Origin of the sequence: Reyranella massiliensis 521, assembly GCF_000312425.1 — a bacterium.
In the GTDB taxonomy this organism is placed as follows: domain Bacteria; phylum Pseudomonadota; class Alphaproteobacteria; order Reyranellales; family Reyranellaceae; genus Reyranella; species Reyranella massiliensis.
In genome coordinates, this window is record NZ_HE997181.1 from 3,944,289 (window position 1) to 3,967,721 (window position 23,433).

The window sequence follows — 23,433 nt, forward strand, 5'->3', positions numbered from 1 at the left end:
ACCTTCGACAACCTCCACGCCGCACGCCTCGAAATGGGCAATCGTTTCGGCCGGCGAATACGACGTCACGAAGTGCAGGTCGAGCGCGCCTTGCGTGGAAGTCACGAGGCGCGGGAAAGCTCCGACGGCCCACCTGGCCGGATGCTGCGCAAAGCGATCACCAGGACACGATAGCCGAGGAACCCGCCGCAGAGGGCGCTAACCGCGGCGATGTATGCCGGCTCGATAAAGACCTCGCCGACCCATGCCGACGTGAAATCAATGGACATCGCCGCGACCAGTATCAGCGACGCCACGACACCATCAATCGTGCGCGGCAGCCAGACGAGTCCGGTCGCCTTGTCGGCACGCAACGGCAACGCCCAACCACGCCGGCGGCCGAGGAACGAGCCGACGACGAAAGCTGCGAGCCAGAGGACATCGTGAAAGACGCTCGTTTCGAAGACGCTCGCCAGGAGCATGAGCGCAGCGATGATCGCGAAGCCACCCGGCAATGCCAGCCGCCCCAGAGTAGTCATGCCACCGCGCGACTGGGATGCCGACATCCAGAGGCAGAGCAGAGCGAACAGGAGCGTAAGACCGTTCGCTAGACTGAGAGACGAAATCATCAGCATAGGAAACGCCACGGCATCGAACGAGTAAAGTGTTGAGGTTGCACAAGGACTGTCGGCCTGTTCAGAGATTCTAAATTTCGGACTTGGTGAAGTCCCGATTGGGCATCGGCAGCGAATATAGAAAACGACGATTCTGCGAGACGGCGCGAGCACGATGCGACAGAAGCATCGCTGCCTTTCTTTGCCGTTGCACAGGAACTGCTCGAGTCGTCGAGCGCGGCGGCACAACGACGCGGGCCATCGCGGTTTGGTTGAACCGAAGGAACCGCCCACCGCTGCCGGAAGGAACAACGGCCGGCCGCGGCCGCAAGGTCGGGGGGGGGCAAGGTCGAGGGTGATGACCGGGCCGCCCTGCGCCTTTGACCGACCTGTCACGGGGCCCACGGGAAAGTGACTTTGGGTTGTGTCCGCGGCGACGTGAGGATGGCCCTTCAGCAAGCAAGAAACCGGAGGAGAGAACGATGACGCTTACCAGACAGGTAATGGCCGGAATTGCCGGAGCGACAATGATGCTGACGGCGGCGGGTCATGCCCAACAGGCGCCGCCGCAATTTCCCGAGATGACCTTCTTCGTCACCAGCGTCGGCGGACCGCAGGGCGCCAACTATGGCGGCCTCGAGGGCGCCGATCGGCACTGCCAGACCCTGGCGGCCAAAGCCGGTGCCGGCGCCAAGATCTGGCGCGCCTATCTCAGCACGCAGGCGGTGGGCGGGGCGACGGCGGTCGATGCCCGCGACCGCATCGGCAAAGGACCGTGGGTCAATCCCAGGGGTGTCCAGATCGCCGCCAGCGTCGACGACCTGCATTCACCTAACAACAAGATCAGCGCCGAGACTGCCGTTGCCGAAACCGGCCGCCTGATCCCCAGCCGGCTCTACACCGTAAACCAGCACGATATCCTGACGGGCACGCAGGCCAATGGAACTGCTTTTGCGCCGGACAAGGACATGACGTGTGGCAACTGGACCAAGAGCGGCGAAGGCAGCGCCATGGTCGGTCATGTCGACCGCATGGGGCTGCGCGACGACGAGGCGTCGAAATCGTGGAACACCTCGCATCCGTCGCGGGGGTGCGACGCCGCTTCGCTGGTGGCCACTGGCGGCGCCGGCCTGCTCTATTGCTTCGCTGCGAACTGAGCAAAGCACTTCGCCGGAAGCTTTCGGTCGCTCGCATCGACGTCGAGAATTTCCTCGGCGCCGGCGCCTTCTTCGTCGAGAAGGCGCCGCCTGCTTCCAAGGCGCTCGACGGCTTCCTGTGAGAGGAAGCGTCTCTAGGCGTCGATCTTGACGCCGGCGGTGGTGATCACCTTCCGCCACTTCTCGACTTCGTCGTTCAGAAACTTCGCCGTCTCCGCCGGCGTCGCGCCGACCGGAATCACAGCCTGCTCGGCCAGACGCTTGCGCAACGCTTCGTCCTTCACGGCCTTGGCGACTTCGGCGCCGAGCTTGTCGACGATGTCCTTCGGCGTCTTCGCCGGCGCCATGAACATCACCCAGCTCGAGGATTCGATCAGCGGACCGCCCGACTCGACGATGGTGGGGACCTCTTCGGCACCCGGCACCCGCTCCTTCGACATCATGGCGAGCGCGCGGGCCTTGCCGGCGCGCACCTGGCTCATGGTGCCGATCGGCACGTCGAGCAGGAGCTGCAGGTTGCCCGACATCAGATCGGCGAGCGCCGGCGCCGTGCCCTTGTAGGGTACGTGCACCATCTTGGTGCCCGTGACCTGCATGATCAGCTCGGTCGAGAGATGGGCTGCGGCACCCACGCCCGAGGAGCCGAACGAGATCTTGCCCGGGTTCTTCTTGGCGTACTCGATCAGTTCGCCGACGTTCTTCACCGGCATGTCGTTGCTGACGAGGATCATGATAGGCGCGATGCCGACCAGCGACACCGGCGCGAAGCTCGCGACGGGATCGAACTTCAGCTTGCCTTCGTAGAGCGTCTTGTTCGCGGCATGAGCGGCGATGACGGTCAGGAACGTGTAGCCATCGGGCGTGGCATTGGCGACCATTTCGGCGCCGATCAGCGAGTTGGCGCCCGGCTTGTTGTCGACCACGAAGGTCTGGCCGACGTTCATCTTCTCCAGGGTGAGGCGCGTCACCGAGTCCGTGAGGCCACCGGCCGTATAGGGGACGACCCAGCGGATCGGCTTGTTGGGCCATGCCTGCGCGCCGGCCTGACCCGGCATGAGCGCGGCGCCCGGCGCGAGAACGGCGGCGGCACTGCCAGCCAGAATGCTGCGACGATTGATTTTGGTATTCACACTTAACCTCCCACACTTGTCGGAAAGACACATGCCCGGCCCGGCCGCTCCACTCAAGCGGCGAAAGCAAGGCAGCCTCTCTTTCGCTAAGCGGGCCTGGGGCTGAAGATCGCTACCGGCTGTACAACGCCACGAAGGGGATGGCGTCCAAGGTCGTCGAGCGGCCGATCGAGACGGGCAGCCACCGTCTCGGTGATCAGGATCGCACGGCCGAGCGACTTGCTGAGCGCCTCGACCCGGCTCGCCGCATTGACCGCACGGCCGATCACCGTGAAGTCGAGCCGCGCGGGGGCGCCGACATTGCCGAAGAACACTTCGCCATCATGCAAGGCGATCCCGGTCCGCAGCGGATGCCAGCCCTCGATCGTGGCAATTTCCACCGGCGGCATGGCGTTCAGCCGCTCCAGGTCCGCACAAGCCTGCTCGGCGGCAGCAAGAGCGGCCTGTGCCGCCGCCTGCTCCGTCGCGAAGCTCGTAAAGGGAAAGACCGCCAGGAGTCCGTCGCCGATGAATTTCAGCACTTCGCCACCTTGGTCGAGCACCGCGCCGGCCAGGCATCCGAAGTAGGCGTTGAGCAGCGTGATCATGTCCGGGCCGGACAGTCGCTCCGACAGGTCGGTAAAGCCACGCAGGTCCGACACCCAGATGACCGAACGAATCGGCTCACCGGCACCGCGCTTGATGAGGCCATCGAGCACCCGACCGCCGGCAGCCGCGCCGAGATAGGTATCGAGCACGTTGCCCGCGATGCGCCGCTGGATCTGCCGCTCGACATGCAGGGCAAAGAGCTTCAGGACCTGCTGCAACGCGGCCAGTTGCGCGTCCGAAAAGCCCCCTTCGTGTGCCGTCGCGACCGTCGCGGCATTGTGATAGCGGCCGCCGGCGCGGAGCGGCAGTGCGAGATATTCGACGATCCCCTGTTTTGCCAGTTCCGCCATCAGTGGATGACGCGCCACGGCCTCGGGATCGGTAGTCCTGCCCTGGTAGGCTTGCCCCCGTTCGATGACGCCGAACAGCGGGTTGCGGCGGTAGGCATCGGATTGCAGCGCCTCTTCGCTGACCTTGACCTCGTCGCAGAAGCCGTCGGCGGCGTTCCAGTTCCAGGCGAAGCCATAGACCTGCGGATGCAGGGTCCCGACATGCAGGCTGGCCCGGTCGAGCGGCAGCCCCGCCGTCACCAGCCGCCACACGAGTTCTTCGAAGCACGGAAGGGTATCGTCCTCTGCTGCGGCATTGCCCAGCAGCCAGGCTTCGATGGCTTCGAAGCCCACGACCGAACCGACGCCTCCCCATCGCCGCGCGGAGCGGCGCAGCAGGGAGACGAAGGGCGGATAGGATCTCGGCGCGGGATCGACAGGAAGAGTGGACATTCTACTTCGTCGTATACCCGCCATTGACCAGGATGGTCTGTCCCGTCATCCACCAGCCATCGGAAACGATGAATCGGATATAGGGGACGATGTCCTCGATGTGGGTGAGGCCGGTCTTGGTGAACTTCGAGAGCGCCGCCGCCGTCTTGTGATAGGCGACTGCGTCCGCTCCCTCGGCCGGATAGAAGAAGGGCGTGTCCATTGGACCGGGGCCGATGGCCGTCACCGAGATGCCGCGCTCGCCGAACTCCTTGGCGGCTGCCCGGGTGAAGTGCTCCACTGGCGCCTTGGTCCCGGCATAGGCCGCATAGAACGGCGTGAAGGCACCGAGCAGCGACGTGACCAGCGTGCAGATCTTGCCGTTGTCGTTCACGTGCTTGCCGGCCTCCTTGAGGAAGAAGAAGGCGGACTTGGCGTTCACCGCGCTCATCTCGTCGTACTCGGCTTCGGATACCTCGACGATCGGCTTCTTCAGCACCTTGCCGACGGTGTTGATGGCGATGTCCGGACGTCCGAGCGCGGCAATGGTGTCGGCAAAAAGCTTCTGCATCGCGCCCGCGCTCGTGAGATCGGCCTGCAGCGCGACCGCCTCGGCGCCGGCCGCCTGCACCGCGGCAACAGTCGCGTCCGCCTCGGCCTTGCTGGCGGCGCTGTTGAAATGAACCGCGATGGCCTTCGCGCCATGCTCCGCGAGATCGCGGGCAACGAGTCCGCCCAGGTTCTTGGCGCCACCGGCGATCAACACGGTCTTACCCTTGAGGCTGTGATCGACCATCGATGAAACTCCTTGATCAGAATCGGGACGAACGAGCTGACCTTTGATCGTTCATATCATTGGAATAAAGTGGCCATTACTGACATCACTTGTCGGCCATATGAACAATCAGCCAATCCATGGACCGTATCGAGAGTCTGCGAATCTTCGCCCGGGTCGTTCAGTGCGGCAGCTTCACCAAGGCGGCGGCAACGCTACAGATGCCGCGATCCTCGGTCTCGATGGCCATCCAGGAACTCGAAGCCCGGATCGGCGCGCGGTTGCTGGCGCGCACGACGCGCCGCGTGGCGCCCACGCACGAGGGCATCGCCTTCTATGAACGCTGCGAGCGCCTTCTCGGCGACTACGAAGAGGTCGAAGGCCTGTTCCGGCAATCGTCCAGCCGTCCCACCGGCAGGCTGTCGGTCAACGTGCCGGGCCGTATGGGACGCCTGATCTTTGCGCCGGCACTTCCGGATTTCTTCCGCCGTTATCCCGAGATCGAACTGGAGCTGGGCGTCACCGATCGCGCCATCGATCTGGTGCACGAGGGAGTGGATTGCGCCGTGCGAGTTGGGCCGCTGGGTGACTCGAGCCTCGTTGCGCGCAAGGTCGGCGACATCGCCTTATGCAACTGCGCGAGCCCGTCCTATCTGCACGAGCATGGCACGCCGGAGACGATCGACGATCTCGAGCGCCACGTCGCCGTGGGCTATGCCTCGCCGACCAGCGGCAGGCTCGAAGAATGGGAGTGGCGCGAGGGCGGTGCTGTCAGGACGCGGCCGATACCGTCACGCATCACCGTCAACAATGCCGAAGCCTATATCGCCTGCTGCCTGGCCGGACTGGGGCTGATCCAGATTCCCCTCTACGACGTTCGCAGCCATCTCGCCGCCGGCGAACTCGTCGAGGTCCTGCCCCATCTGCGGGCGGCACCGATGCCGGTGCATATTCTCTATCCGCACCGGCGCCATCTGTCGCGTCGACTACAAGTGTTCGTCGACTGGGCGAGCGCGCTCCTGCGGGAACACGCGGCCTGAAACGTCCCGCGTTCTAGTCGAGATCTAGACCGTTCATGCCGGCGTTCTTGCGCGCCTTCTTGGCGAGCTCGCCCAGCACCTTGCCCGCCTGGTGCGGGTCCATGATCTGCTCGACCTCGGGGCCTTTGTGCCAGCCTTCGGCCACCGCAAAGATGCCGTTGCCTGCCTGGAAGACGCGGCCCGTGACTTCGCGGCTGTCTTCGCTGACGAGCCACGTCGCGACCGGCGCGATCCACTTGGGATCTCGGCGCTTCTTGTCCTCTTCGGTGTACTCGCGCAAATCCTCGGTCATGCGCGTGAAGGCCGACGGCGAGATCGAATTCACCGTGATGCCGTAACGCGCCAGTTCGCGCGCCGCGATGATCGTGAACGATGCGATGCCCGCCTTGGCCGCACCGTAGTTGGTCTGGCCGATATTGCCGTAGATGCCCGAGACCGACGTGGTGGTGATGATGCGCGCATCGACCGGGCCGCCCTTGAGCTTGGCCTGATCCCGCCAGTAGGCGGCGGCGTGGCGCGCCGGCGCGAAGGTGCCCTTGAGGTGCACCTTGATGACGGCATCCCACTCGTCCTCGCTCATGTTGACCAGCATGCGGTCGCGCAGGATGCCGGCGTTCAGCACAATGGCATCGAGCTTGCCGAAGGCCGAGACGGCCTGGTCGATCATGTTCTTGGCGCCGTTCCAGTCGGAAACATCGTCGCCATTGGCCACAGCCTCGCCGCCCTTGGCCTTGATCTCGTTCACGACCTGCTGGGCCGGGCCGACATCGTTGCCCTTGCCTGCACGATCACCGCCCAGGTCGTTCACGACCACCTTGGCGCCGTGCTCGGCGAGCATCAGGCAATGCTCCCGGCCCACACCGCGCGCGCCGCCGGTCACGATCGCTACCCGTCCTTCGCACAATCTCGCCATTGCTCCCTCCAGTCTTTTGCGTGTCCGAATCCTGGCATCCTGCGCTAGTCTAGCGGGGCTCATAGGAGGATCGCCATGGACACGCTGCCGCTCGTTACCCCCGAACAGGTCGGACTTTCCGCAGCGCGGCTCGATCGCGTGCGGACATGGATGCAGCAATGGGTCGACAGCGGAAAGCTCGCCGGCATGGTCACCTGCGTCATGCGCAAGGGCCAGCTCGCCTTTGCCGAGGTCTACGGCAAGGCGGATATTGCGCGAGACAAGCCGATGCGGCCCGACACGATCTTCCGCATCTACTCGATGACCAAGCCGCTCACCTCGACTGCAATCATGATGCTCTACGAGGAAGGCCGCTTTCAGCTCGACGATCCGATCTCGAAGTTCATTCCCGCCTTCGCCAATCCGCGGGTCTATGTCGGCGGCAGCCGCGGCAAGATGGAAACGGTGCCGGCCGAGCGTGAGATCAACTTCCGCGATCTGCTGACCCACACGTCGGGGCTCACCTACGGCTTCATGGAGAGCACGCCGGTCGACGCTGCCTATCGTGCCAAGGACGGCGTCGATTTCCAGACCGCCGACACCAGCCTCAAGCAGGTCGTAGAGAAGTTGGCGACGATCCCGCTGATCGCGCAACCCGGCAAGGCCTGGAACTATTCGGTGGCGACCGATGTGTTGGGCTATCTGGTTGAAGTGATCTCCGGCCAGCCCTTCGAGAAGTATCTCAAGGAGAAGGTGATCGATCCGCTCCGCATGATCGATACCGACTTCCATGTGCCGAAGGAAAAGCACGACCGCTTCGCCGCGAACTATTCCGCCGGTCCCCTCTCTCCAGATGGGCGCGGCAAGCTCGACCTGATCGACGATCCGGCCAAGAGCCGCTACCTCGCGCCGCGCAAGGTGAACTCCGGCGGCGGCGGTCTGGTTTCGACGGCCGCCGATTATCTGCGCTTCTGCCAGTTCATGCTGAACAAGGGCGAACTAGACGGCGTGCGTCTGCTTGGCCGCAAGACGGTCGAGCTGATGACCATGAATCACCTGAACGGCGACATGGCGGACATGGGCACGCCGCGCTTCTCGGAATCGACCTATACCGGCATCGGCTTCGGGCTGGGCTTCTCGGTGATGATCGACCCGGCTAAGGCCTATATCGCCGGCACGCCCGGCGAGTTCGCCTGGGGCGGCGCCGCCTCGACCGCCTTCTGGATCGATCCGGCGGAGGATATGGCCGTTGTGCTGCTGACGCAGCTCATGCCCTCCTCGACCTATCCGATCCGCCGCGAGCTGCGTGTGCTCACCTATCAGGCGATTGTCGACTGAGCAGAGGAAGCAGACGCCATGCGCAACACCGGCAGCATCGAAGTCCGCAAGCTCCATCCCCTGTTCGGGGCGGAGATTTCAGGCATCGACATCACGCGTCCGCTTTCGGCGCGTGAGTTTGGACCGATCCGGGCGGCCTTCGAGGAGCATTCCGTACTCCTCTTTCGCGACCAGCCGATGGACGACGAGAAGCAGATCGCCTTCAGCGAGAACTTCGGTCCGTTGGAGACGACGCTCAGCGCCAATCCGGCCGCCGGCACCAAGTTCGCGCGCCAGTCGAACCTCGACATCCTGACCGGCGAGCCGATCCCGCCCGACGACATGCGCATGATCTACCAGAAGGCCAACTACTTCTGGCACTCCGACTCGTCCTTCAAGTGCATCCCCTCGCTTTGTTCGGTGCTGACGGCGCGCATCTGCCCGCCCGAAGGCGGCAATACCGAATTCCTCTGCATGCGCGCGGCCTGGGATGCCCTGCCACCGGCGCTGCAGGCGACAATCCACCCGCTGGTCGCCGAGCATGCGCTCGCCCATTCGCGGGACCGTGTGCAGAAGGGGATTCTGAGCGCCAAGTCGTTGTCCGAACTGCCGCCGGTCAAGCAGCGCCTGTTTCGCGACAACCCGATCAATGGCCGTCGGGCGCTCTATATCGGCGCACACGCCGGCCACATCGTCGATTGGCCCGAACCCATCGGCAAGGCGATCCTCTGGGAACTGGCCCAGCGCGCCGAGCAGCCGGAGTTCATGCTCTCGCACGCGTGGCGCGAAGGCGACGTGATCGTGTGGGACAACCGCGCCGTCCTGCACCGCGCGACCTACTACGACGCCACCAAGCACAAGCGCCTGATGCAGCGGACGACCATCGGCGGCGACGCCCCGACAGTCCCGCAATAAGAATGGCCGAACCGGCGAAAGCTCCGACTGCTCCTGACGGAATGCCCCCTGGGCTGCCGCGTATTCTCGCGGTGGCGACAATTACCATTGGGCTGATGATGTCGGTGCTCAGCAACTCGATGACCAACCTGGCGCTGCCCTACATTGCGCAGGATCTCGGCATCTCGGCGGAAAGCTCGATCTGGATCGTCAATGCCAGCCAGATCGCCCTGATGGTGACTCTGCTGCCGGTGGCGGCGCTGGCCGACATCGTGGGCTATCGCCACGTCTATCGCTTCGGATTGGTGCTGTTCGCCATCGCCTCCATCGGCTGCGCACTGGCGCCGTCGCTGCCCTGGCTGATCGCCGCCCGCGTGTTCCAGGGGCTGGGGGGCGCGGCCATCATGGCGATCCAACCGGCGCTCGTGCGCTCGATCTACCCGCGCGCCATGCTGGGCCGCGGCCTCGGGTTCAACACCACCGTCGTTGCGACCTCGCTTGCGGCCGGCCCCAGCCTCGGCGCCGCCCTGCTCTCGATCACCTCGTGGCCGATCCTGTTCGCAGTCTATGTGCCGCTGGGCATCGTCGCCTTCATCCTGTCGGAACGGTACCTGCCGCACACCACGCACACGCACCGACCGTTCGACGTTTTGTCGGCGATCATGTCGGGCGCGACCTTCGGCCTGCTGATCTTCGGCATCGACGGCATGGCGCATGGCCATTCGCATCTGCTGGTCATCTCGGAACTGGCGGCTGCCGCGGTTCTCGGCACGCTGTTCGTCTGGCGCCAGACGCGGCTTTCCGATCCGATGATGCCCATCGACGTCTTTCGGCGGCCGATCTTCTCGCTGTCGATCAGCGCCTCGACCTGCACCTTCACGGCCCAGGGCCTGGCTTTCGTCAGCCTGCCGTTCTTCTTCCACACGGTGCTGGGCCGGAACGCGACCGATACCGGCATCCTGTTGACCGCCTGGCCGCTCGCGCTCGCCGGCATCGCGCCGATCGCCGGCCGTCTCGCCGACCGCCATCACGCCGGCTTCCTGGGTGCGATCGGGCTCACCAGCATGACGGTGGGCCTTGTTCTCACCGCCCTGCTGCCGCCCGATCCGTCGGCCGCCGACATCATGTGGCGGCTGGTGCTGTGCGGCGCGGGCTTCGGCGTCTTCGCTGCACCCAACAACCGGCTGATGATGAACGCCGTGCCGCGCGACCGGAGCGGCAGCGCGGGCGGGATCATCGCTTCGGCCCGCACGCTCGGCCAGACGATGGGAGCGGCCCTGGTCGCGCTGATCTTCGGCCTGTTCGATTTCTCCAGCGGCGCCGTAGCGGCCGCCGACGCCGCCCGCGCTGCGATCTGGCTCAGTGCCGGTTTCGCGGCCGCCGCCCTGGTGATCGGCAGCCTCAGGCTCCGTCACTAAGCCGCTGCATGGATCTCGCGAAATAGCGAGGGCGCCATGCCGAAGCGGCGCTCGAACGCCTGGCCCAGCCGCGCCGACGACCGCAGGCCCACGCGGCCGGCGATGGCCTTGAGCGGCAACCCTTTGGCCAGCAATGTGCGCGCCGCATCGAGGCGCAGGCCCTCAACGAAATGCGCCGGAGTCTTGCCCGTGGCATCCGTGAACTTGCGATAGAAGCTGCGCTCCGACAGGCCTGCACGCGCGGCAAGTGCCGGAACGTCGAGCGGTTTGTCGAGATTGTCCTGCATCCAGTCGATCAGCGCGGCAAACGGCGCATCGGCATTCGTCTGGGCCTGCAGCAAGGGACTGAACTGAGATTGAAAACCCGGCCGCCGCGCATAGAGCACGAAGTGCCGCGCAATCAGGTTGGCTATTGCGGCCCCGAGATCGGCTTCGACCAGCGCCAGCGACATGTCGATGCCGGTGGTCACGCCAGCCGATGTCCAAACCTTGCCGTCGACGACATAGAGCGCGTCCGCATCGACAGTCAGGGCCGGAAAGCGATCCGCAAGCCGTTCGCAGCTTGCCCAGTGTGTCGCCACACGCTTGCCGTCGAGCAGGCCCGCCGCGGCCAGCATGAAGGCGCCGGTGCAGACCGAGCCGAAGCGCTTGGCTTTGGGCGCCGCCTTGCGCAGCCAGGCCAGCACATCCTCGCGCGCCAGCGCAGCCTTCAGGCCGCGCGAGCCACCGGCAACCAGCAGCGTATCGGGCCGCCCGCCGATCGGCTGGCTCATCACCGCAACGCCGCAGTTGGTCGTGACGAGCCCGCCGTCGGGCGAAACGATCCGCACATCGTAGAAAGGCCGGTCGCGTCCGTCGTTGGCGGCGCCGAACACGGCGGCGGGTCCTGTGACGTCGAGAAGCTGGCAGCCTTCGTAGGCGAGAAGCGAGATCCGGTGTGGTCGGGCCATTGGCAGAAAATAACCGATATTTGACATTTCTGCCAGACTCTTCGAAGCCTATGGTGCAGGCCGAACCAGGAGACGCACATGACAGACACGGTCCATATCGGCATCCTTCTCTTTCCCGACGTCACACAGCTCGACGCCACCGGCCCCGCGCAGGTCCTGTGCCGCGTGCCCAATGCCAAGCTTCACATGATCTGGAAGACGCTGGCTCCCGTGCCGACGGATTCGGGCTTCTCGATCGTGCCGACAACGACCTTCGCCGACTGCCCGCAGCTCGACGTGATCTGCGTGCCGGGCGGCGGCGGCCAGGTGGCACTGATGACCGACGAGGAGACGCTCTCCTTCCTGCGCAAGCAGGCCGCGGGGGCACGCTACGTTACGTCGGTTTGCACCGGCTCGCTGGTCCTCGGGGCTGCCGGCCTGCTGAAGGGCTACAAATCGGCCTGTCACTGGTCGTCGCGCGAGTTCCTCACGGCATTCGGTGCGACTCCCGTCGCCGAGCGCGTGGTGCGCGACCGCAATCGCGTCTCGGGCGGCGGCGTCACGGCCGGTATCGACTTCGGCCTTACATTGGCGGCTGAACTGGCCGGCGAAGAGATCGCCAAGTCGATCCAGCTTACGCTCGAATACGATCCGCAACCGCCCTTCGATTCCGGCAGCCCCGAGAAAGCCGGCCCCGAGCGCGTGAAGCGGCTGAAGGAGCGCATTCAAGCCATGCTGCAGAAGCGCTCGGAAGCGAACCAGGCGGCGGCGTCACGCCTTCAATAGAAGGGCGGCGACAAACAGAGCCATCGAAGCGGCGGGCGCCACGGTACGAACCGTGTTCCACATCGTCCATCGGCCGAGATAGTGAGCCCAGAGGGCGGCGGCCTCCGGCATAGCCGGCCGGGCCGCCGCCAGCGCGTCGTTCAGGGGAATGTTGAAAGCGCGCGTCACACCGAAACAGCCGACGAGATAGAGCAGGCTCGCCAGCAGGAGCAGCTTGCCGCTTGGGCTCTCCCACCAGACATAGGATCCCGCGAGCAGCGCCAGGCAGATCACGCCTGTGCCGACGAACAGCGACAGGAAGCTGGCGTTCATCACTGCGACGTTGATCGACTGCATGGCGTTGATGCCCTGCTCGGGCGGAATGCGGCCGAGCGCCGGCATCACGAACGAGGAGAAGGCGAAGAAAATGCCGGCAACCAGCCCGCAGCCGATCGCGGCGACGAAGGCGGCGACATGGATCGCCTGCTCGATCACGGCTGGCCTGCCGAGACAAGGCGCTGCAGTGTTTCCTTCAATGTCACCGTGCCCCGTCGCATCTCGCCATCGCCGGCTTCAAGCCGAAGGCGGCCGGCGTTCACGGCATCGGTCAGGTCAGCCAGCTTGGCGGCATAGTCGGCGCTGGCGCCAGCGGCTTGGAGCGCCGCAATCGTCTCATCGCGGAAAGATGGCACAGCCATCACCGGCTTGCCGAGAAGCTCCGACAGCGCTGCAGCGGCATCGGCTGGAGAGTAATCCTTCGGTCCAGTGAGATTGACGATGCGTGTGCCGGGGCGTGGATCGAGCAGCAGCTCCGCCGCCGCGCGGCCGACATCGAGCGCCGATACCGTCTCGGCCGCACCATCGAGCGGCAGCTTGGCAGAGGGCAGCACGCCCGCCGCGCGCGCTGCGGGCAACATCGCCGCCCAGTTCTCCATGAAATCGCCGGGCCGCAGGAAGACGAGCGACGGCGCGGCACCGGCCAGCGCCTGCTCGAAGTCGTGGAGCGTGCGGACGATCCCGTTGCCCTCCGCGAGATCGGCGCCAGTGGAGGAGAGTGCCACCACATGCGGCACGCCGGCGGCCCGAATCGCCGATGCAATCGATTGCGCGGCCGCTCGGCTCTCCGCCAGAACATCGGCTGCCTGCATCGACGGCACCAGCATGACGAAGGCGGCTTTGGCGCCTTGAAAGGCTGCGACCAGGCTCGCCGTGTCGGTCGCCTCACCCTGCACGATCTCAATTCCCGGCCCGCCCAGATGCCTGGCGCGCTCAGTGTCCCGCGTGATCGTCCTCACCGCCCTGCCGCGCTGCTTCAAGGCCTCGAGCGCGACACCGCCCACCTGCCCTGTCGTTCCCATCATGACCAGCATCGCAGACCTCCATGAGTGACGAAGCCGCTGCTATCACGCCGGTACACTTTCCATAAGTACGCACATTTTTTATACTAAGTGTCAGACATGGATATGCCGAAGGGCCTGAGAGGCATCGCTAATGGCATCAACCAAAGCACCCTGGTGTCCAGTGACCGCGACCGTCGAGGTGATCGGCGGCCGCTGGAAGCCGACCATCCTCTTTCATCTGAAGGACCAGCCGCGCCGCTTCAACGAGCTGCGCCGCCTCGTCCCGGGCATCACGCAGCGCATGCTGACGTTGCAACTACGGGCGCTGGAACAGGACGGCATCGTGGCGCGTACGGTGCACAACACCATCCCACCGCACGTCGAATACGCGTTCACGCGGAAGGGCTGGACGCTCGGCCCGCTTCTCGACGCGATGGAAGCCTGGGGTGAGAAGAACGGCCCACGCCGGCGCAGCAAGGTATCCGCCTAGGATGACTTGCTGCGCCGGCCGGGCGGCAGAAGATCAAACGAACGGCGGCCGATGTGCGAGAATCAGCCCGCTCCTGCCGTGGCACTCTCGATCGGAATCGCCTTGCCGGCGGCCATATCGAACTTCAGCCGGCGCACATAGTCGAGATCGCGGCCGGTGACACGGACGAAGCGGCTGCCTTCGGGGTAGTCGATGGCATGGATGGCGCCGACGTCGTAAACGCCCGCATGGCCCGGCTCCAGCCGATAGCTCTTCACCTTCTCGAGCTTCGCCTCGCCTTCACCCTCGCCGCCATCGAGCCGCTTGAACTCGCTCATGTCGGTGTAGTTGACCGCCTGGCCATAGACCGCCCACGAGGCGCCGTGATCGTGTGGCGGGCTCTTGTGCGCCTTGGGATTGCAGTGCGCCAGCACAACGAAGCCGAGATCCTTGTCCTCGTAGAGCTTGCGCGCGCCCATCGGTGCAGCGGGCCCGACAGCCTCTTCGACGAAGGCCTTGTTGGCCAGAAGCTTCTCCAGCAACGCGCGCACCTGCTCGCGACCGGCAGCATTGTTGTTGGCCTTGAGCGCGGCCTGCGCATCCTTGACGAAACTATCGAGCGAATAGGTCATGCGGCGGCTCCTGGAAGTGCAGGTCGGAATGCGGGCGGAAATGATCCGCCCGCGGCCCCTTTGCTGTCAACGCTGGCGATCAACGGCCGCCGAAGATGCGGCGGGCGATGACCATGCGGTGCACTTCCGACGGCCCTTCGTAGACACGCATGGTGCGGACCTTCTGGGCCATCATCGACAGCGGCAGTTCCTGCGTGACACCCATGGCGCCGAAGGCCTGCTGGGCGTGGTCGATCACCTCGGTCGCCATCTCGGTCGCATAGACCTTGATCATCGAGGCCTCCATGCGCACGTCGCGGCCTTCGTCTTGCTTGACCGCGGCATCCATCACCATGAGGCGGCAGGCGTGCAGCTTCATGGCCGCGTCGGCAACCCACCACTGGATCGCCTGTCGGTCGGCGAGCTTCTGGCCGAAGGTGACACGCTGGTTGGCATGCTCGACCAGCATGTCGAGCGCACGCTGGGCCATGCCGATGCACCAGGATCCCATCTGCAGGCGACGCACGGTGAGGCGAAGCTGCATCGGCGCGAAGCCCGCACCGATGCGACCCAGCACCTGCGTTTCGGGCACACGGCAATCCTCGAACACGACCTCGTAAGTGCGCTGCCCCGCGAGCATCGGGATAGCGCGCGCCACGACCAGGCCCTTGGTGCCCTTGTCGACCAGAAAGGCGGTGATGCCGCCGCGCGAGCCGAGGTTGGAGTCGGTCACGGCCATGACGATGGTGAAGTCGGCCTTGGCGATGCGGCTGATCCAGATCTTGCGGCCGTTGATCACCCAGTCGTTGCCGTCCTTCACCGCCTTGGTCTTCATGCCGGCGGGGTCGCCGCCTGCGCCGGGCTCCGATATCGCGATAGCGGAGCTTGTAAGACCCGCCGCATACGGTTCGAGATACTTCTTGCGCTGTTCCGGATTGGCCGTCGCCAACAGCATGTGCAGGTTGGGCGAGTCCGGCGGGAAGGTGAAGGGCACGCAGGTATAGCCCAGCTCTTCGTTGACGCCGACCAGCGCTACCGCCGGCAGGTTGGCGCCCCCCACCTCCTCCGGCACGTCGAGCGCCCACAGGCCGAGATCCTTGCACTGCTTGAAGAGCTTCTCGTTCTCCTCGTCGGACAGCGACGCCGGCTGGCCGGTGGCGAAGCGATCCAGCACATTCTTTTCGAGCGGCATCAGTTCATTGCGAACGAACTTCTTCACCAGCTCGCGCAGCATCTGATGCTCTTCACTGACCTGAAACATGCCTCTCTCCTCGCCTTACGGCTTTCCGATACCCTTGTTCACGAAATCGAGCGTGTAGGCCCTGGCGACATCCAGCCCCTTGGGCAGGACGTCGACCTCGACCATCGACTCATAAAAACTCTTCCAGCGCGCGTCGCTCATGGCGCCGATGCCATCGGTCAACGCATCGCCCGACATGACGATGCCCCGTTCGTTCAGCACCTTGATGGCGTACTGGATGCGATCGTCCGTCTGCTCGGGATTGGCCTTCTTGATCAGCGCATTGGCGGCCTCGATGGCCGGGCCGCCCTTGAGATACTGCGCCCAGCCCTCGAGCGTCGCATCGACGAAGCGCTGGATGAGGTCGCGCTTTTCCGTCGCCAGCTTGCGCGAAATCGCGATAGTCGTCTGGTAGGCGCTGAAGCCGGCATCGGCGATCAGCAGTACCGGCGGCTCGCGACCGAGCGCCTGGGCGATCGAATAGGGTTCCGAAGACAGGAAGCCCTGCTGCACGGCATTCTTGTCGGCAAGATAGGGCGCCATGTTGAAGTTGTATGGCCTGAGCTGCTCATTCTGCAGACCATACTTCTTGCGCAAATAAGGCCAGTACGTCACGCGTCCGCCGCTGCCGATCAACAACGTGCGCCCCTTCAGGTCCTCGAAACTGCGGAAGCCGGTATCGGGATGGCCGATCAGAACCTGCGGATCCTTCTGGAAGATCGAGGCGACGGTGAAGAACGGCGCATCCTCGCGCACATAGGTGAAGGCCTCGAAGCTGTTCGACATGGTCATGTCGACGCGGCCGTTGAGCAGGAGCTGGCTGATGTTGAGACTCGGCCCGCCCTGCCGCAGGTCGCAGTCGATGCCGGCCTTGGCGTAAAGGCCGGCGGCGATCGCCTGGTAATAGCCGCCATGCTCGGCCTGAGCCCGCCAGTCGGTCTGAAAAACGAGCTTGTCGCGCACCTGCGCTCGCGCCGGCCGGGCAAGAGGCACCAGCAGAGGGCCCGCAACGGCAAGCCCCAGCGCGGCACGACGGTTAAGGCGCCAAACTGTCATTGCTCGAGGCTTGCTGCACGAAAGTCGAACGCGAGCGCCACGAGCTCGCGCAGTGCACGTCCCGACCAGGCCATCGACCCAATGTCGGGAATCCAGTTCTCCCAGTAGACGCGCAACTCCTCCGGCTGCCACCAGTCGGTAGCATAGAAGGCTGCGTCGAGCTTTGCGCGTTTCGACAACTCCGCGACCCGCGGCACATGGAATGCCGAGGTGATGATGAGGACACGCCCGTCTTTGACGATGGCGCGTACGTTGCGGATGTTCTCGATCGTATTGAGCGACTGGCCTTCCGAGACGATCGCCCCGTCGGGCACGCCGAGGTCGAGCAGGAAGCGGCGCATCGCCTCGGCCTCCGTGGTCGCTGGCCCACCTTGCTGATTGTTGAAGGAACCGCCGCTCACGATGATTCTTGGCGCGACGCCCGCATGGTAGAAGCGGGCCGCCTGCCAGACCCGGTCGGCTGCTTCGGTGAGATCGGGTTCCATGATCGCAGGCGGCGCCGCCGGCGCAACAGCTCCGCCCAGCGCGACGATCGCGTCGTAGCAGCAGGTCGGCGATTCCGTCTCGATACGGTGCGCCCTGGCTTCGAGTGTTCCGACCAGTGCATTGGTCACCGGCGGAAAGGACAGGACGAGGTTTTGCGCAATGGCGAGGCCCAGCGCGATGCGCGCGAGCCGGCGCCAGCCCACAATCGTCAACAGCAGCCAGAGGATCGCCCCCACCGCCAGCGATGCCGGCGGCAGTGCGAGTAGGGCGACGATCTTGAGGAAGATGTAGGAGGTCATGCCGGTCTGCGATGCACTCCGGCTATACTAGACCAGCCGATGAGGTGCCTGCGAAAGCATGAGCACGATGTCGCTCTGCGATGACGAAGCAGAAGCTGCGGAATCAAAATGAAAAAAGAAGGGCGGGCCCGGCATGACCCGGAACCCGCCCGATCTTTCCCCGTCGGAAACGAGCTAGATCGCTTCTTTCAGGTCCTTCGCGACGCGGAAGGCAACCTTCTTCGACGCCTTGATCTTGATCGCTTCGCCCGTAGCCGGGTTACGGCCCATACGCGCCGGACGCGCGCGAACCTGAAGGATGCCGAGACCCGTGATGCGGACCTTGTTGCCCTTCTTGAGGTGACGCACGACCAGGTTGACGAATTCGTCGAGGGCGCCGGTGGCGTCCTTCTTCGTCATGCCCGTCTTCTCGGCGAGTTCTGCCGCGACCTTCGAAAGCGGTACGGTGGGAACGGAGGGTTTGGTAGCCATGTTGAGGGGTCCCTTACATTTTTCGTTTCGCCAACAGCCTCCTGACGCCCCAGGGCGACGTTGACGGGCCAAGGTTATCCACGAATCGATCCCCCGCAAGGGCGGAATCCACGAAAAATGTCGATTCTTGGGGCTTTTTCGGCCATTTGAAGCAGTCATCCACAGACTGCAGAGAGAGCGTAGCGTGTCGAGCCCTGGCCTGATCCCGACTTTCAGCACCGCCGTAAACACCTGGCAGTGCGACGAAAACGACCATCTGAACGTGCAGTTTTACACCGAGTTCGGCCACGAGGCGTCGTCTCATCTGCTGGCGAGTCTGGGCTTGGGACCGCGCGCGCAACGCGCTGCGGGCATCGCCGCCAGCGTCGTCGACGACCATGTACGCTATCTGCGCGAGTTCCGGGTCGTGGAGCCGGTCGAGGTTCATTCGGCGCCCGTCGAGGTCGGTGAGCGCCACCTCGTCGCCTATCACGAGGTCCGCAATCCGGCCGGCGGCCACATCGCGGCAACGATACGCCGCCGCATTGTGTCGGCCGCCCCCTGGCCCGCCGAGGTGCGAGCGCGCGCCGAAGCCGCCAGAGTGGAACTGCCTGCCGCCGCGAAGCCGCGCAGCGTGGGCAAGCTCGATCTGCCCGATCTTTCGCTCGTCGATGCCGCGGGAACCGGCCTCATCGAAGTCGGCCGCACCCAGATCACGCCCGACGAATGCGATGAGAAGGGCGAGTTCCTGCCCCGCCATCAGTTCGGTCGCTACTCCGACGGCGCGCCGGTTCTCTGGAACCATCTCGGCTTCGATCGCGCCGCGATGCAGGATCGTCAGGAAGGCTCAGTCGTGGTCGAAATGCTGAACCACTACCGCCGTCCCCTGCATGCCGGCGACCTCGTGGTGACGATGAGCGGCCTCGCCCATTTCACCGACAAGATCCTGACCTTCACGCATTTCCTGTTCGAGGCCGAAAGCGGCACGCTTGCGGCCTGCGCCGAAGCGGTCGGCATGAAGTTCGACCAGAAGGTCAGGAAGATCATGACCTTTTCGGCAGAGGATCGCGCAAGCCTGGCAGCGCGACAGATCAGCTTCTAAACACCGAGAGCAGGATCCGCCGCTACGCTTGGGACGACATGACAAACCGTGTCATCCCGAGCGTAGCAGGGGATCTTTGGAAACGAGCTCCCGTCACACCGCCAGATTCACCGTCACGCTCTTGCGCTGGGTGAAGCTGTCGAGCATGCCTTCGAGCGAGAATTCGCGGCCGAGGCCGCTCTGCTTGAAGCCGCCGTAGGACATGCCGGGCGACTGGCCGCCGCCCTGGTTGACCTGCACCCAGCCCGACTCGATGGCATGGGCGGCGCGCAGCCCGCGGCCGATATCGTGCGTCCAGACATAGGCCGCGAGGCCGTAGTGGCTGTCGTTGGCCATGCGGATCGCTTCGGCCTCGTCGCTCCAGCGGATTGCCACCAGCACCGGCCCGAAGATCTCCTCGCGCGCCAGCCGCCAGTCGTTGGAGCGGTCGGCGAACACGGTCGGCACGGCGAAGTAGCCTTCGCTCAACGGCCCGGTCTTGGGCGGCAGGCCGCCGAACACCAGCTTGGCGTCGGACCGCTTCAGCCCCTCGTCGACATACTTGCAGACCTTGGTGAACTGCTTGTTGTTGATGATGGTGCCGATGTCGCTCGCCTCGTCGAGCGGATCGCCGATCTTGAGCGCCGAGGTCTTCTTCTCGAGCTTCTTGAGGAAGGAGTCGAAGATGTCCTCGTGCAGGAAGAGACGTGAGCCTGCCGTACAGCTCTGGCTCTGCCGCGTGAAACGCATGGCGTTGATGATGCCGTCGACCGCCCAATCCTCGTCGGCATCGGGATAGACCAGCGACGGGCTCTTGCCGCCCAGTTCCAGCGACACGGGCACGATACGCTCGGCGGCAGCGCGCATGATCACCTTGCCGATGTCGGTCGAGCCGGTGAAGGAAAGCTTGCGGATCTTCGGGTGATTAGCGAGCGGGCCGCCGCATTCCTCGCCATAGCCCGTCACCACGTTCAGCACACCGGGCGGCAGGAACTCCTGGCAGATGTCGGCCATCAGCAGCACGCCCATCGGCGCGTCCTCGGCGGCCTTCATCACCAGCACGTTGCCGGCGCAGAGCGCGGGCGCGATCTTGAGCGCGCCCAGCATGACCGGCGCATTCCACGGGATGATGGCGCCGACGATGCCGATGGGCTCGCGACGCGTGTAGGAAAGCACGTGCTCGCCGAGCGGCACCGTCTCGCCCTTCAATTCGGAGGCGAGGCCACCGAAATAGCGGAAGATATCGGCCGCGAGCTTGGCCTCGCCGCGCGCCTGGGTGCGCAGCGCATTGCCGGTCTCCAGCGCGATGGTGCGTGCCATCTCCTCGGCGCGCGCTTCCATGGCCTCGGCGATCTTGAGCAGCAGCTTGCCGCGCTCGCGCGGCACCACGTTCTTCCACGCCGGGAACGCCTTGTCGGCCGCGGCAACCGCGGCGTCGACATCGGCGGCCGCCGCGCGCGGCACCTCGGCCACAAGCGTGCGATTGCCTGGATTCTCGATGGCGATGCGCTGGCCCGAGGCGCTGCCCACCCACTTGCCGCCGATCAGCATGCCCTTGGGTTGATAGGTGCCGGAGGGCTGGGCGAGGGGTTTGGTCTGGGTCGCTGTCGTCGACATGGTGGTCCTCCGGTTGCGAAAACGGCCGGGAGTTTGGCGCGCAGCCTGAGAGGCTACAAGGCCGCGATAAGCGGCATTTTAGGCTTTCTTTTTCCTCGAGGAAGCCGGCTTGCGGTGACGCTTGGCCGTCAGCTCGCCGTACTTCATGCCTTCGAGCTTCAGCCCATCGGGATCCAGAAAGAACACGGCATAGTAGTCCTCGTAATATTCGCCGGCGGGATCGACGATGCGCACGCCCTGGCCTTCGAGATAGGCCTGCAGCGCATCGACATCCTTCCGGTTGCGCAGTTCGAAGGCGTAGTGATGGAGGCCGACATCGCCGATGCGATGTGTCTTGCGCCCCTCGGCAGCGGCGATCCAAAAGCGCGTCTTGCCGTTGGTCCAGCCGATGGTGCTGCCATAGTCCTCCGACAGCTCGAAGCCCAGAAAGGCGAAGAGGCCGGCATAGAACTTCTTGGATCTCTCGTAGTCGCTTACCCGGACAGAGATGTGATCGATGCCGACGACACGAGACGTGGGACGAGGCATGGCGAGTCTCCGGTTTTCCAGTGGTCACAACGGACCGAATGTCGGATTGTTGCCCCTCATCGAGAGGGGATCATCCATGAAAGCGTTGCTGAACAGACTTGTGCTGGCGTCGGGCCTCGTCGTGGCCGCAGGCACTGCATGGGCTGGTACCCTCGACGACATCGCCAAGAACGGCGTCCTGCGCGCCGCCTATCGCGAAGATGCCGCACCCTTCGCGTACAAAGCGGCGAACGGCCAGCCCAAGGGTTTCATGATCGACCTCTGCGAGGCCGTCGCCAAGGGGCTTGCCCAACAGCTCAAGAAGCCCGGCCTCAAGGTCGAGTTCGTGCCGGTCACGACGGAAAACCGTCTCGATGCGATCCGTCAGAACAAGGCGGACCTGCTCTGCGACTCGCTCACCGAGACGCTGGACCGGCGTGCCCAGGTCGATTTCTCGATCGCGACTTTCGTCGACGGAACCAGCTTCGCCATTCGTAACGACGGCCCGCGCGATATCCAGCAGCTCGGTGGCAAGAAGGTCGGCGCCATCGCAGGCACCCTGACCGAGGAGGCGCTGCGGCGCAGCCTCGCCGCCGTGCATGTCCAGGCTCAGATCGTCCCCTTCACCGATTTCCCACAGGCGATGACGGCCCTCGAGAAGGGGGAGATTTCGGCCTATTTCGCCGGCAAGGCGATGCTTACGGCCATGATCAAGGATCACAAGGATGCGTCGCGCATCCTGCTCGCCAGCACCTATCTCAGCATCGAGCCCTTCGCGCTGGCGATGCGGTTGGGCGATGGCGATTTCCGCCTTGCGGTGGATCGTGCTCTGAGCCGCATCTACCGCTCCGGCGAGATCGCCACGATCTTCAGCAACAATTTCGGCGTCAATGCCCAGCCGACACCGCAACTCCAGTCGCTCTACATGATCTCGGCCTTGCCGGAATAGGATCGACGCCCCACTTTGCCGTCGATGTCCCGCCCGTTCCGACTTTCCGTCCTCGACCAGTCCATTGCCGTCGCCGGACGGCCGCACGGCCAGTCGATCCGCAACACCGTCGCCCTGGCTCAGCATTGCGAGGTGCTGGGTTACGAGCGCTTCTGGGTCTCCGAGCACCACAACCATCCAACCATCGTCGGTACGGCGCCGGAGATCGTGATGGCAGCCATCGCCGCCACGACCGACCGCATCCGCATCGGCAGCGCCGGCATCATGCTGCCGCACTACTCGCCGCTCAAAGTGGCCGAAGTGTTCCGCGTGCTCGATGCCCTTGCCCCAGGCCGCATCGATCTTGGGCTTGGCCGCGCGCCGGGCTCCGACGGTCGCACGGCCTTCGCGCTGAACCCGGCCGCTAACGAACGGCCCGAGCATTTTCCCGCCGACGTGCGCGACCTGATTGCCTGGGTACACAATGAACCGTTGGTCGACCGTCACCCCTTCGCCACGGTGAAGGCGTTCCCGCAAGGCGACACGGCGCCGGAAGTGTGGATCCTGGGCAGCTCCGACTATGGCGCGCAGGTCGCCGCGCTGTTCGGCCTGCCCTACTGCTACGCCTGGTTCTTCAGCGACGGCGCCGGCGGTGAACGTGCGATCGATCTCTACAAGCGCAGCTATCGCCCCAGCGCCCGCCACCCCGAGCCGCGCTCGGGCCTTTGCGTCTGGGCACTGGCGGCCGAGACGATGGACGAGGCGCAGTACCATTTCACGTCACGCGCGCTCTCGCGCATCCAGCGCGACAAGGGCGTGATGGGGCCGTTGCTGTCGCCCGACGAGGCGGCGGAGGTCGTGAAAACGCTCGCGCCTTACGAGCAGGCCAAGCTCGAACAGTTCCGCAAAGATTCCTTCGTCGGCACCGGCCCCGAAGTCGCCGCCCGCATCACCGAGCTGAAGGAACGGGTCGGCGTCGACGAGATGGCCGTCGTGACATGGACGCACGACGAAGACGTGCGGCGGCAGAGCTATGCCCTGCTCGCCCAGGCCTACGGTTTCGCGCCAAAGGGCACGATCTCGTAAGCCC

The 23,433-nt window shown here is 64.9% G+C and carries 25 protein-coding genes; 10 read left to right on the forward strand and 15 right to left on the reverse strand.

Features of this window, described 5'->3' with window-relative positions:
* Window positions 1-101 precede the first annotated feature (101 nt).
* The gene (locus BN60_RS19215) at window positions 102-614 is read right to left on the reverse strand and encodes a hypothetical protein (protein ID WP_020697758.1); all 513 of its coding nucleotides are present in this window, start codon (window positions 612-614) and stop codon (window positions 102-104) included.
* 461 nt (window positions 615-1,075) lie between these two features.
* Here BN60_RS19215 and BN60_RS19220 point away from each other — a divergent pair, with 461 nt between their 5' ends.
* A complete protein-coding gene (locus tag BN60_RS19220; protein WP_043284123.1) occupies window positions 1,076-1,750 on the forward strand; it encodes a hypothetical protein in 675 nt (224 codons plus the stop codon).
* A gap of 134 nt (window positions 1,751-1,884) precedes the next feature.
* Here the strand turns inward: BN60_RS19220 and BN60_RS19225 are convergent, their stop codons facing one another.
* The 3 genes from BN60_RS19225 to BN60_RS19235 all read right to left on the reverse strand — a co-directional run bounded on the left by BN60_RS19225 (window position 1,885) and on the right by BN60_RS19235 (window position 5,025).
* Complete coding sequence (locus BN60_RS19225; RefSeq protein ID WP_020697762.1) at window positions 1,885-2,880, reverse strand: Bug family tripartite tricarboxylate transporter substrate binding protein; 996 nt, start codon at window positions 2,878-2,880, stop codon at window positions 1,885-1,887.
* 86 nt (window positions 2,881-2,966) lie between these two features.
* A complete protein-coding gene (locus BN60_RS19230) occupies window positions 2,967-4,250 on the reverse strand; it encodes an adenylate/guanylate cyclase domain-containing protein (protein ID WP_020697763.1) in 1,284 nt (427 codons plus the stop codon).
* A gap of 1 nt (window position 4,251) precedes the next feature.
* Window positions 4,252-5,025 carry an SDR family oxidoreductase gene (locus tag BN60_RS19235; RefSeq protein WP_020697764.1) on the reverse strand — a complete coding sequence of 258 codons (774 nt, stop codon included), beginning with the start codon at window positions 5,023-5,025 and terminating at the stop codon, window positions 4,252-4,254.
* A 119-nt stretch (window positions 5,026-5,144) separates the two neighbouring features.
* Here BN60_RS19235 and BN60_RS19240 point away from each other — a divergent pair, with 119 nt between their 5' ends.
* Window positions 5,145-6,044, forward strand: coding sequence for a LysR family transcriptional regulator (locus BN60_RS19240; RefSeq protein ID WP_020697765.1), 900 nt, complete (start codon window positions 5,145-5,147; stop codon window positions 6,042-6,044).
* A gap of 13 nt (window positions 6,045-6,057) precedes the next feature.
* Here the strand turns inward: BN60_RS19240 and BN60_RS19245 are convergent, their stop codons facing one another.
* Window positions 6,058-6,957, reverse strand: a complete 900-nt coding sequence (locus BN60_RS19245) for an SDR family NAD(P)-dependent oxidoreductase (protein WP_020697766.1) — start codon at window positions 6,955-6,957, stop codon at window positions 6,058-6,060.
* 75 nt (window positions 6,958-7,032) lie between these two features.
* Here BN60_RS19245 and BN60_RS19250 point away from each other — a divergent pair, with 75 nt between their 5' ends.
* The 3 genes from BN60_RS19250 to BN60_RS19260 all read left to right on the forward strand — a co-directional run bounded on the left by BN60_RS19250 (window position 7,033) and on the right by BN60_RS19260 (window position 10,565).
* Window positions 7,033-8,274 carry a serine hydrolase domain-containing protein gene (locus tag BN60_RS19250; RefSeq protein ID WP_020697767.1) on the forward strand — a complete coding sequence of 414 codons (1,242 nt, stop codon included), beginning with the start codon at window positions 7,033-7,035 and terminating at the stop codon, window positions 8,272-8,274.
* 18 nt (window positions 8,275-8,292) lie between these two features.
* The gene (locus tag BN60_RS19255) at window positions 8,293-9,168 is read left to right on the forward strand and encodes a TauD/TfdA dioxygenase family protein (RefSeq protein WP_020697768.1); all 876 of its coding nucleotides are present in this window, start codon (window positions 8,293-8,295) and stop codon (window positions 9,166-9,168) included.
* Window positions 9,169-9,239: 71 nt separating this feature from the next.
* Entirely contained in the window at window positions 9,240-10,565 is a 1,326-nt protein-coding gene (locus BN60_RS19260) for an MFS transporter (protein ID WP_215905922.1), read from the forward strand.
* Here the strand turns inward: BN60_RS19260 and BN60_RS19265 are convergent.
* Window positions 10,562-11,515 carry a GlxA family transcriptional regulator gene (locus BN60_RS19265; protein WP_020697770.1) on the reverse strand — a complete coding sequence of 318 codons (954 nt, stop codon included), beginning with the start codon at window positions 11,513-11,515 and terminating at the stop codon, window positions 10,562-10,564. The two genes, BN60_RS19260 and BN60_RS19265, sit on opposite strands and share 4 nt — an antisense overlap.
* A 78-nt stretch (window positions 11,516-11,593) precedes the next feature.
* Between BN60_RS19265 and BN60_RS19270 the strand changes: the two genes are divergently transcribed.
* Window positions 11,594-12,280, forward strand: coding sequence for a DJ-1/PfpI family protein (locus BN60_RS19270; RefSeq protein WP_020697771.1), 687 nt, complete (start codon window positions 11,594-11,596; stop codon window positions 12,278-12,280).
* On the opposite strand, the gene BN60_RS19275 is transcribed toward BN60_RS19270, so the two are convergent.
* Together BN60_RS19275 and BN60_RS19280 are read right to left on the reverse strand one after the other, a co-directional pair.
* Window positions 12,266-12,754, reverse strand: a complete 489-nt coding sequence (locus tag BN60_RS19275; protein ID WP_020697772.1) for an anthrone oxygenase family protein — start codon at window positions 12,752-12,754, stop codon at window positions 12,266-12,268. The two genes, BN60_RS19270 and BN60_RS19275, sit on opposite strands and share 15 nt — an antisense overlap.
* The gene (locus tag BN60_RS19280; RefSeq protein ID WP_020697773.1) at window positions 12,751-13,629 is read right to left on the reverse strand and encodes an NmrA family NAD(P)-binding protein; all 879 of its coding nucleotides are present in this window, start codon (window positions 13,627-13,629) and stop codon (window positions 12,751-12,753) included. The genes BN60_RS19275 and BN60_RS19280 overlap by 4 nt, the downstream gene beginning before the upstream one ends.
* 121 nt (window positions 13,630-13,750) lie before the next feature.
* Between BN60_RS19280 and BN60_RS19285 the strand changes: the two genes are divergently transcribed.
* Window positions 13,751-14,089 (forward strand): winged helix-turn-helix transcriptional regulator, encoded by a 339-nt coding sequence (locus BN60_RS19285; protein WP_043284125.1) that lies wholly within the window; start codon window positions 13,751-13,753, stop codon window positions 14,087-14,089.
* 62 nt (window positions 14,090-14,151) lie between these two features.
* Here BN60_RS19285 and BN60_RS19290 read toward each other — a convergent pair whose 3' ends face one another.
* From BN60_RS19290 to BN60_RS19310, 5 genes are all read right to left on the reverse strand, one after another.
* Complete coding sequence (locus BN60_RS19290; RefSeq protein WP_020697775.1) at window positions 14,152-14,700, reverse strand: cupin domain-containing protein; 549 nt, start codon at window positions 14,698-14,700, stop codon at window positions 14,152-14,154.
* A 79-nt stretch (window positions 14,701-14,779) separates the two neighbouring features.
* Complete coding sequence (locus tag BN60_RS19295; protein WP_020697776.1) at window positions 14,780-15,940, reverse strand: acyl-CoA dehydrogenase family protein; 1,161 nt, start codon at window positions 15,938-15,940, stop codon at window positions 14,780-14,782.
* A gap of 15 nt (window positions 15,941-15,955) precedes the next feature.
* On the reverse strand, window positions 15,956-16,975 hold the full coding sequence (locus tag BN60_RS19300) for an ABC transporter substrate-binding protein (RefSeq protein WP_043284126.1): 1,020 nt from the start codon (window positions 16,973-16,975) through the stop codon (window positions 15,956-15,958).
* Complete coding sequence (locus BN60_RS19305) at window positions 16,972-17,760, reverse strand: YdcF family protein (protein WP_020697778.1); 789 nt, start codon at window positions 17,758-17,760, stop codon at window positions 16,972-16,974. The genes BN60_RS19300 and BN60_RS19305 overlap by 4 nt, the downstream gene beginning before the upstream one ends.
* 174 nt (window positions 17,761-17,934) lie before the next feature.
* The gene (locus BN60_RS19310) at window positions 17,935-18,231 is read right to left on the reverse strand and encodes an HU family DNA-binding protein (protein ID WP_020697779.1); all 297 of its coding nucleotides are present in this window, start codon (window positions 18,229-18,231) and stop codon (window positions 17,935-17,937) included.
* Between the two features lie 184 nt (window positions 18,232-18,415).
* Here BN60_RS19310 and BN60_RS19315 point away from each other — a divergent pair, with 184 nt between their 5' ends.
* Window positions 18,416-19,312: an acyl-CoA thioesterase gene (locus BN60_RS19315; RefSeq protein ID WP_020697780.1), complete on the forward strand. Its 897-nt coding sequence runs from the start codon at window positions 18,416-18,418 to the stop codon at window positions 19,310-19,312.
* Window positions 19,313-19,405: 93 nt separating this feature from the next.
* Here the strand turns inward: BN60_RS19315 and BN60_RS19320 are convergent, their stop codons facing one another.
* Window positions 19,406-20,908, reverse strand: a complete 1,503-nt coding sequence (locus BN60_RS19320) for an aldehyde dehydrogenase family protein (protein ID WP_020697781.1) — start codon at window positions 20,906-20,908, stop codon at window positions 19,406-19,408.
* 78 nt (window positions 20,909-20,986) lie between these two features.
* Complete coding sequence (locus BN60_RS19325; protein WP_020697782.1) at window positions 20,987-21,436, reverse strand: VOC family protein; 450 nt, start codon at window positions 21,434-21,436, stop codon at window positions 20,987-20,989.
* Between the two features lie 76 nt (window positions 21,437-21,512).
* Here BN60_RS19325 and BN60_RS19330 point away from each other — a divergent pair, with 76 nt between their 5' ends.
* Both BN60_RS19330 and BN60_RS19335 read left to right on the forward strand, forming a co-directional pair.
* The gene (locus BN60_RS19330; protein WP_020697783.1) at window positions 21,513-22,364 is read left to right on the forward strand and encodes an amino acid ABC transporter substrate-binding protein; all 852 of its coding nucleotides are present in this window, start codon (window positions 21,513-21,515) and stop codon (window positions 22,362-22,364) included.
* A 24-nt stretch (window positions 22,365-22,388) separates the two neighbouring features.
* Entirely contained in the window at window positions 22,389-23,429 is a 1,041-nt protein-coding gene (locus BN60_RS19335) for an LLM class flavin-dependent oxidoreductase (RefSeq protein WP_020697784.1), read from the forward strand.
* Window positions 23,430-23,433: the final 4 nt, after the last annotated feature.

What these genes read in the sequence shown, in the direction of transcription:
- BN60_RS19295 (WP_020697776.1), bottom strand. Translation starts at nt 15,940, where the DNA reads ATGTTTCAGGTCAGTGAAGAGCATCAGATGCTGCGCGAGCTGGTGAAG.
- BN60_RS19335 (WP_020697784.1), top strand. Translation starts at nt 22,389, where the DNA reads ATGTCCCGCCCGTTCCGACTTTCCGTCCTCGACCAGTCCATTGCCGTC.
- BN60_RS19330 (WP_020697783.1), top strand. Translation starts at nt 21,513, where the DNA reads ATGAAAGCGTTGCTGAACAGACTTGTGCTGGCGTCGGGCCTCGTCGTG.
- BN60_RS19325 (WP_020697782.1), bottom strand. Translation starts at nt 21,436, where the DNA reads ATGCCTCGTCCCACGTCTCGTGTCGTCGGCATCGATCACATCTCTGTC.
- BN60_RS19280 (WP_020697773.1), bottom strand. Translation starts at nt 13,629, where the DNA reads ATGCTGGTCATGATGGGAACGACAGGGCAGGTGGGCGGTGTCGCGCTC.
- BN60_RS19265 (WP_020697770.1), bottom strand. Translation starts at nt 11,515, where the DNA reads ATGGCCCGACCACACCGGATCTCGCTTCTCGCCTACGAAGGCTGCCAG.
- BN60_RS19250 (WP_020697767.1), top strand. Translation starts at nt 7,033, where the DNA reads ATGGACACGCTGCCGCTCGTTACCCCCGAACAGGTCGGACTTTCCGCA.
- BN60_RS19305 (WP_020697778.1), bottom strand. Translation starts at nt 17,760, where the DNA reads ATGACCTCCTACATCTTCCTCAAGATCGTCGCCCTACTCGCACTGCCG.
- BN60_RS19215 (WP_020697758.1), bottom strand. Translation starts at nt 614, where the DNA reads ATGCTGATGATTTCGTCTCTCAGTCTAGCGAACGGTCTTACGCTCCTG.
- BN60_RS19245 (WP_020697766.1), bottom strand. Translation starts at nt 6,957, where the DNA reads ATGGCGAGATTGTGCGAAGGACGGGTAGCGATCGTGACCGGCGGCGCG.
- BN60_RS19270 (WP_020697771.1), top strand. Translation starts at nt 11,594, where the DNA reads ATGACAGACACGGTCCATATCGGCATCCTTCTCTTTCCCGACGTCACA.
- BN60_RS19310 (WP_020697779.1), bottom strand. Translation starts at nt 18,231, where the DNA reads ATGGCTACCAAACCCTCCGTTCCCACCGTACCGCTTTCGAAGGTCGCG.
- BN60_RS19320 (WP_020697781.1), bottom strand. Translation starts at nt 20,908, where the DNA reads ATGTCGACGACAGCGACCCAGACCAAACCCCTCGCCCAGCCCTCCGGC.
- BN60_RS19230 (WP_020697763.1), bottom strand. Translation starts at nt 4,250, where the DNA reads ATGTCCACTCTTCCTGTCGATCCCGCGCCGAGATCCTATCCGCCCTTC.
- BN60_RS19240 (WP_020697765.1), top strand. Translation starts at nt 5,145, where the DNA reads ATGGACCGTATCGAGAGTCTGCGAATCTTCGCCCGGGTCGTTCAGTGC.
- BN60_RS19235 (WP_020697764.1), bottom strand. Translation starts at nt 5,025, where the DNA reads ATGGTCGATCACAGCCTCAAGGGTAAGACCGTGTTGATCGCCGGTGGC.
- BN60_RS19220 (WP_043284123.1), top strand. Translation starts at nt 1,076, where the DNA reads ATGACGCTTACCAGACAGGTAATGGCCGGAATTGCCGGAGCGACAATG.
- BN60_RS19285 (WP_043284125.1), top strand. Translation starts at nt 13,751, where the DNA reads ATGGCATCAACCAAAGCACCCTGGTGTCCAGTGACCGCGACCGTCGAG.
- BN60_RS19290 (WP_020697775.1), bottom strand. Translation starts at nt 14,700, where the DNA reads ATGACCTATTCGCTCGATAGTTTCGTCAAGGATGCGCAGGCCGCGCTC.
- BN60_RS19300 (WP_043284126.1), bottom strand. Translation starts at nt 16,975, where the DNA reads ATGACAGTTTGGCGCCTTAACCGTCGTGCCGCGCTGGGGCTTGCCGTT.
- BN60_RS19255 (WP_020697768.1), top strand. Translation starts at nt 8,293, where the DNA reads ATGCGCAACACCGGCAGCATCGAAGTCCGCAAGCTCCATCCCCTGTTC.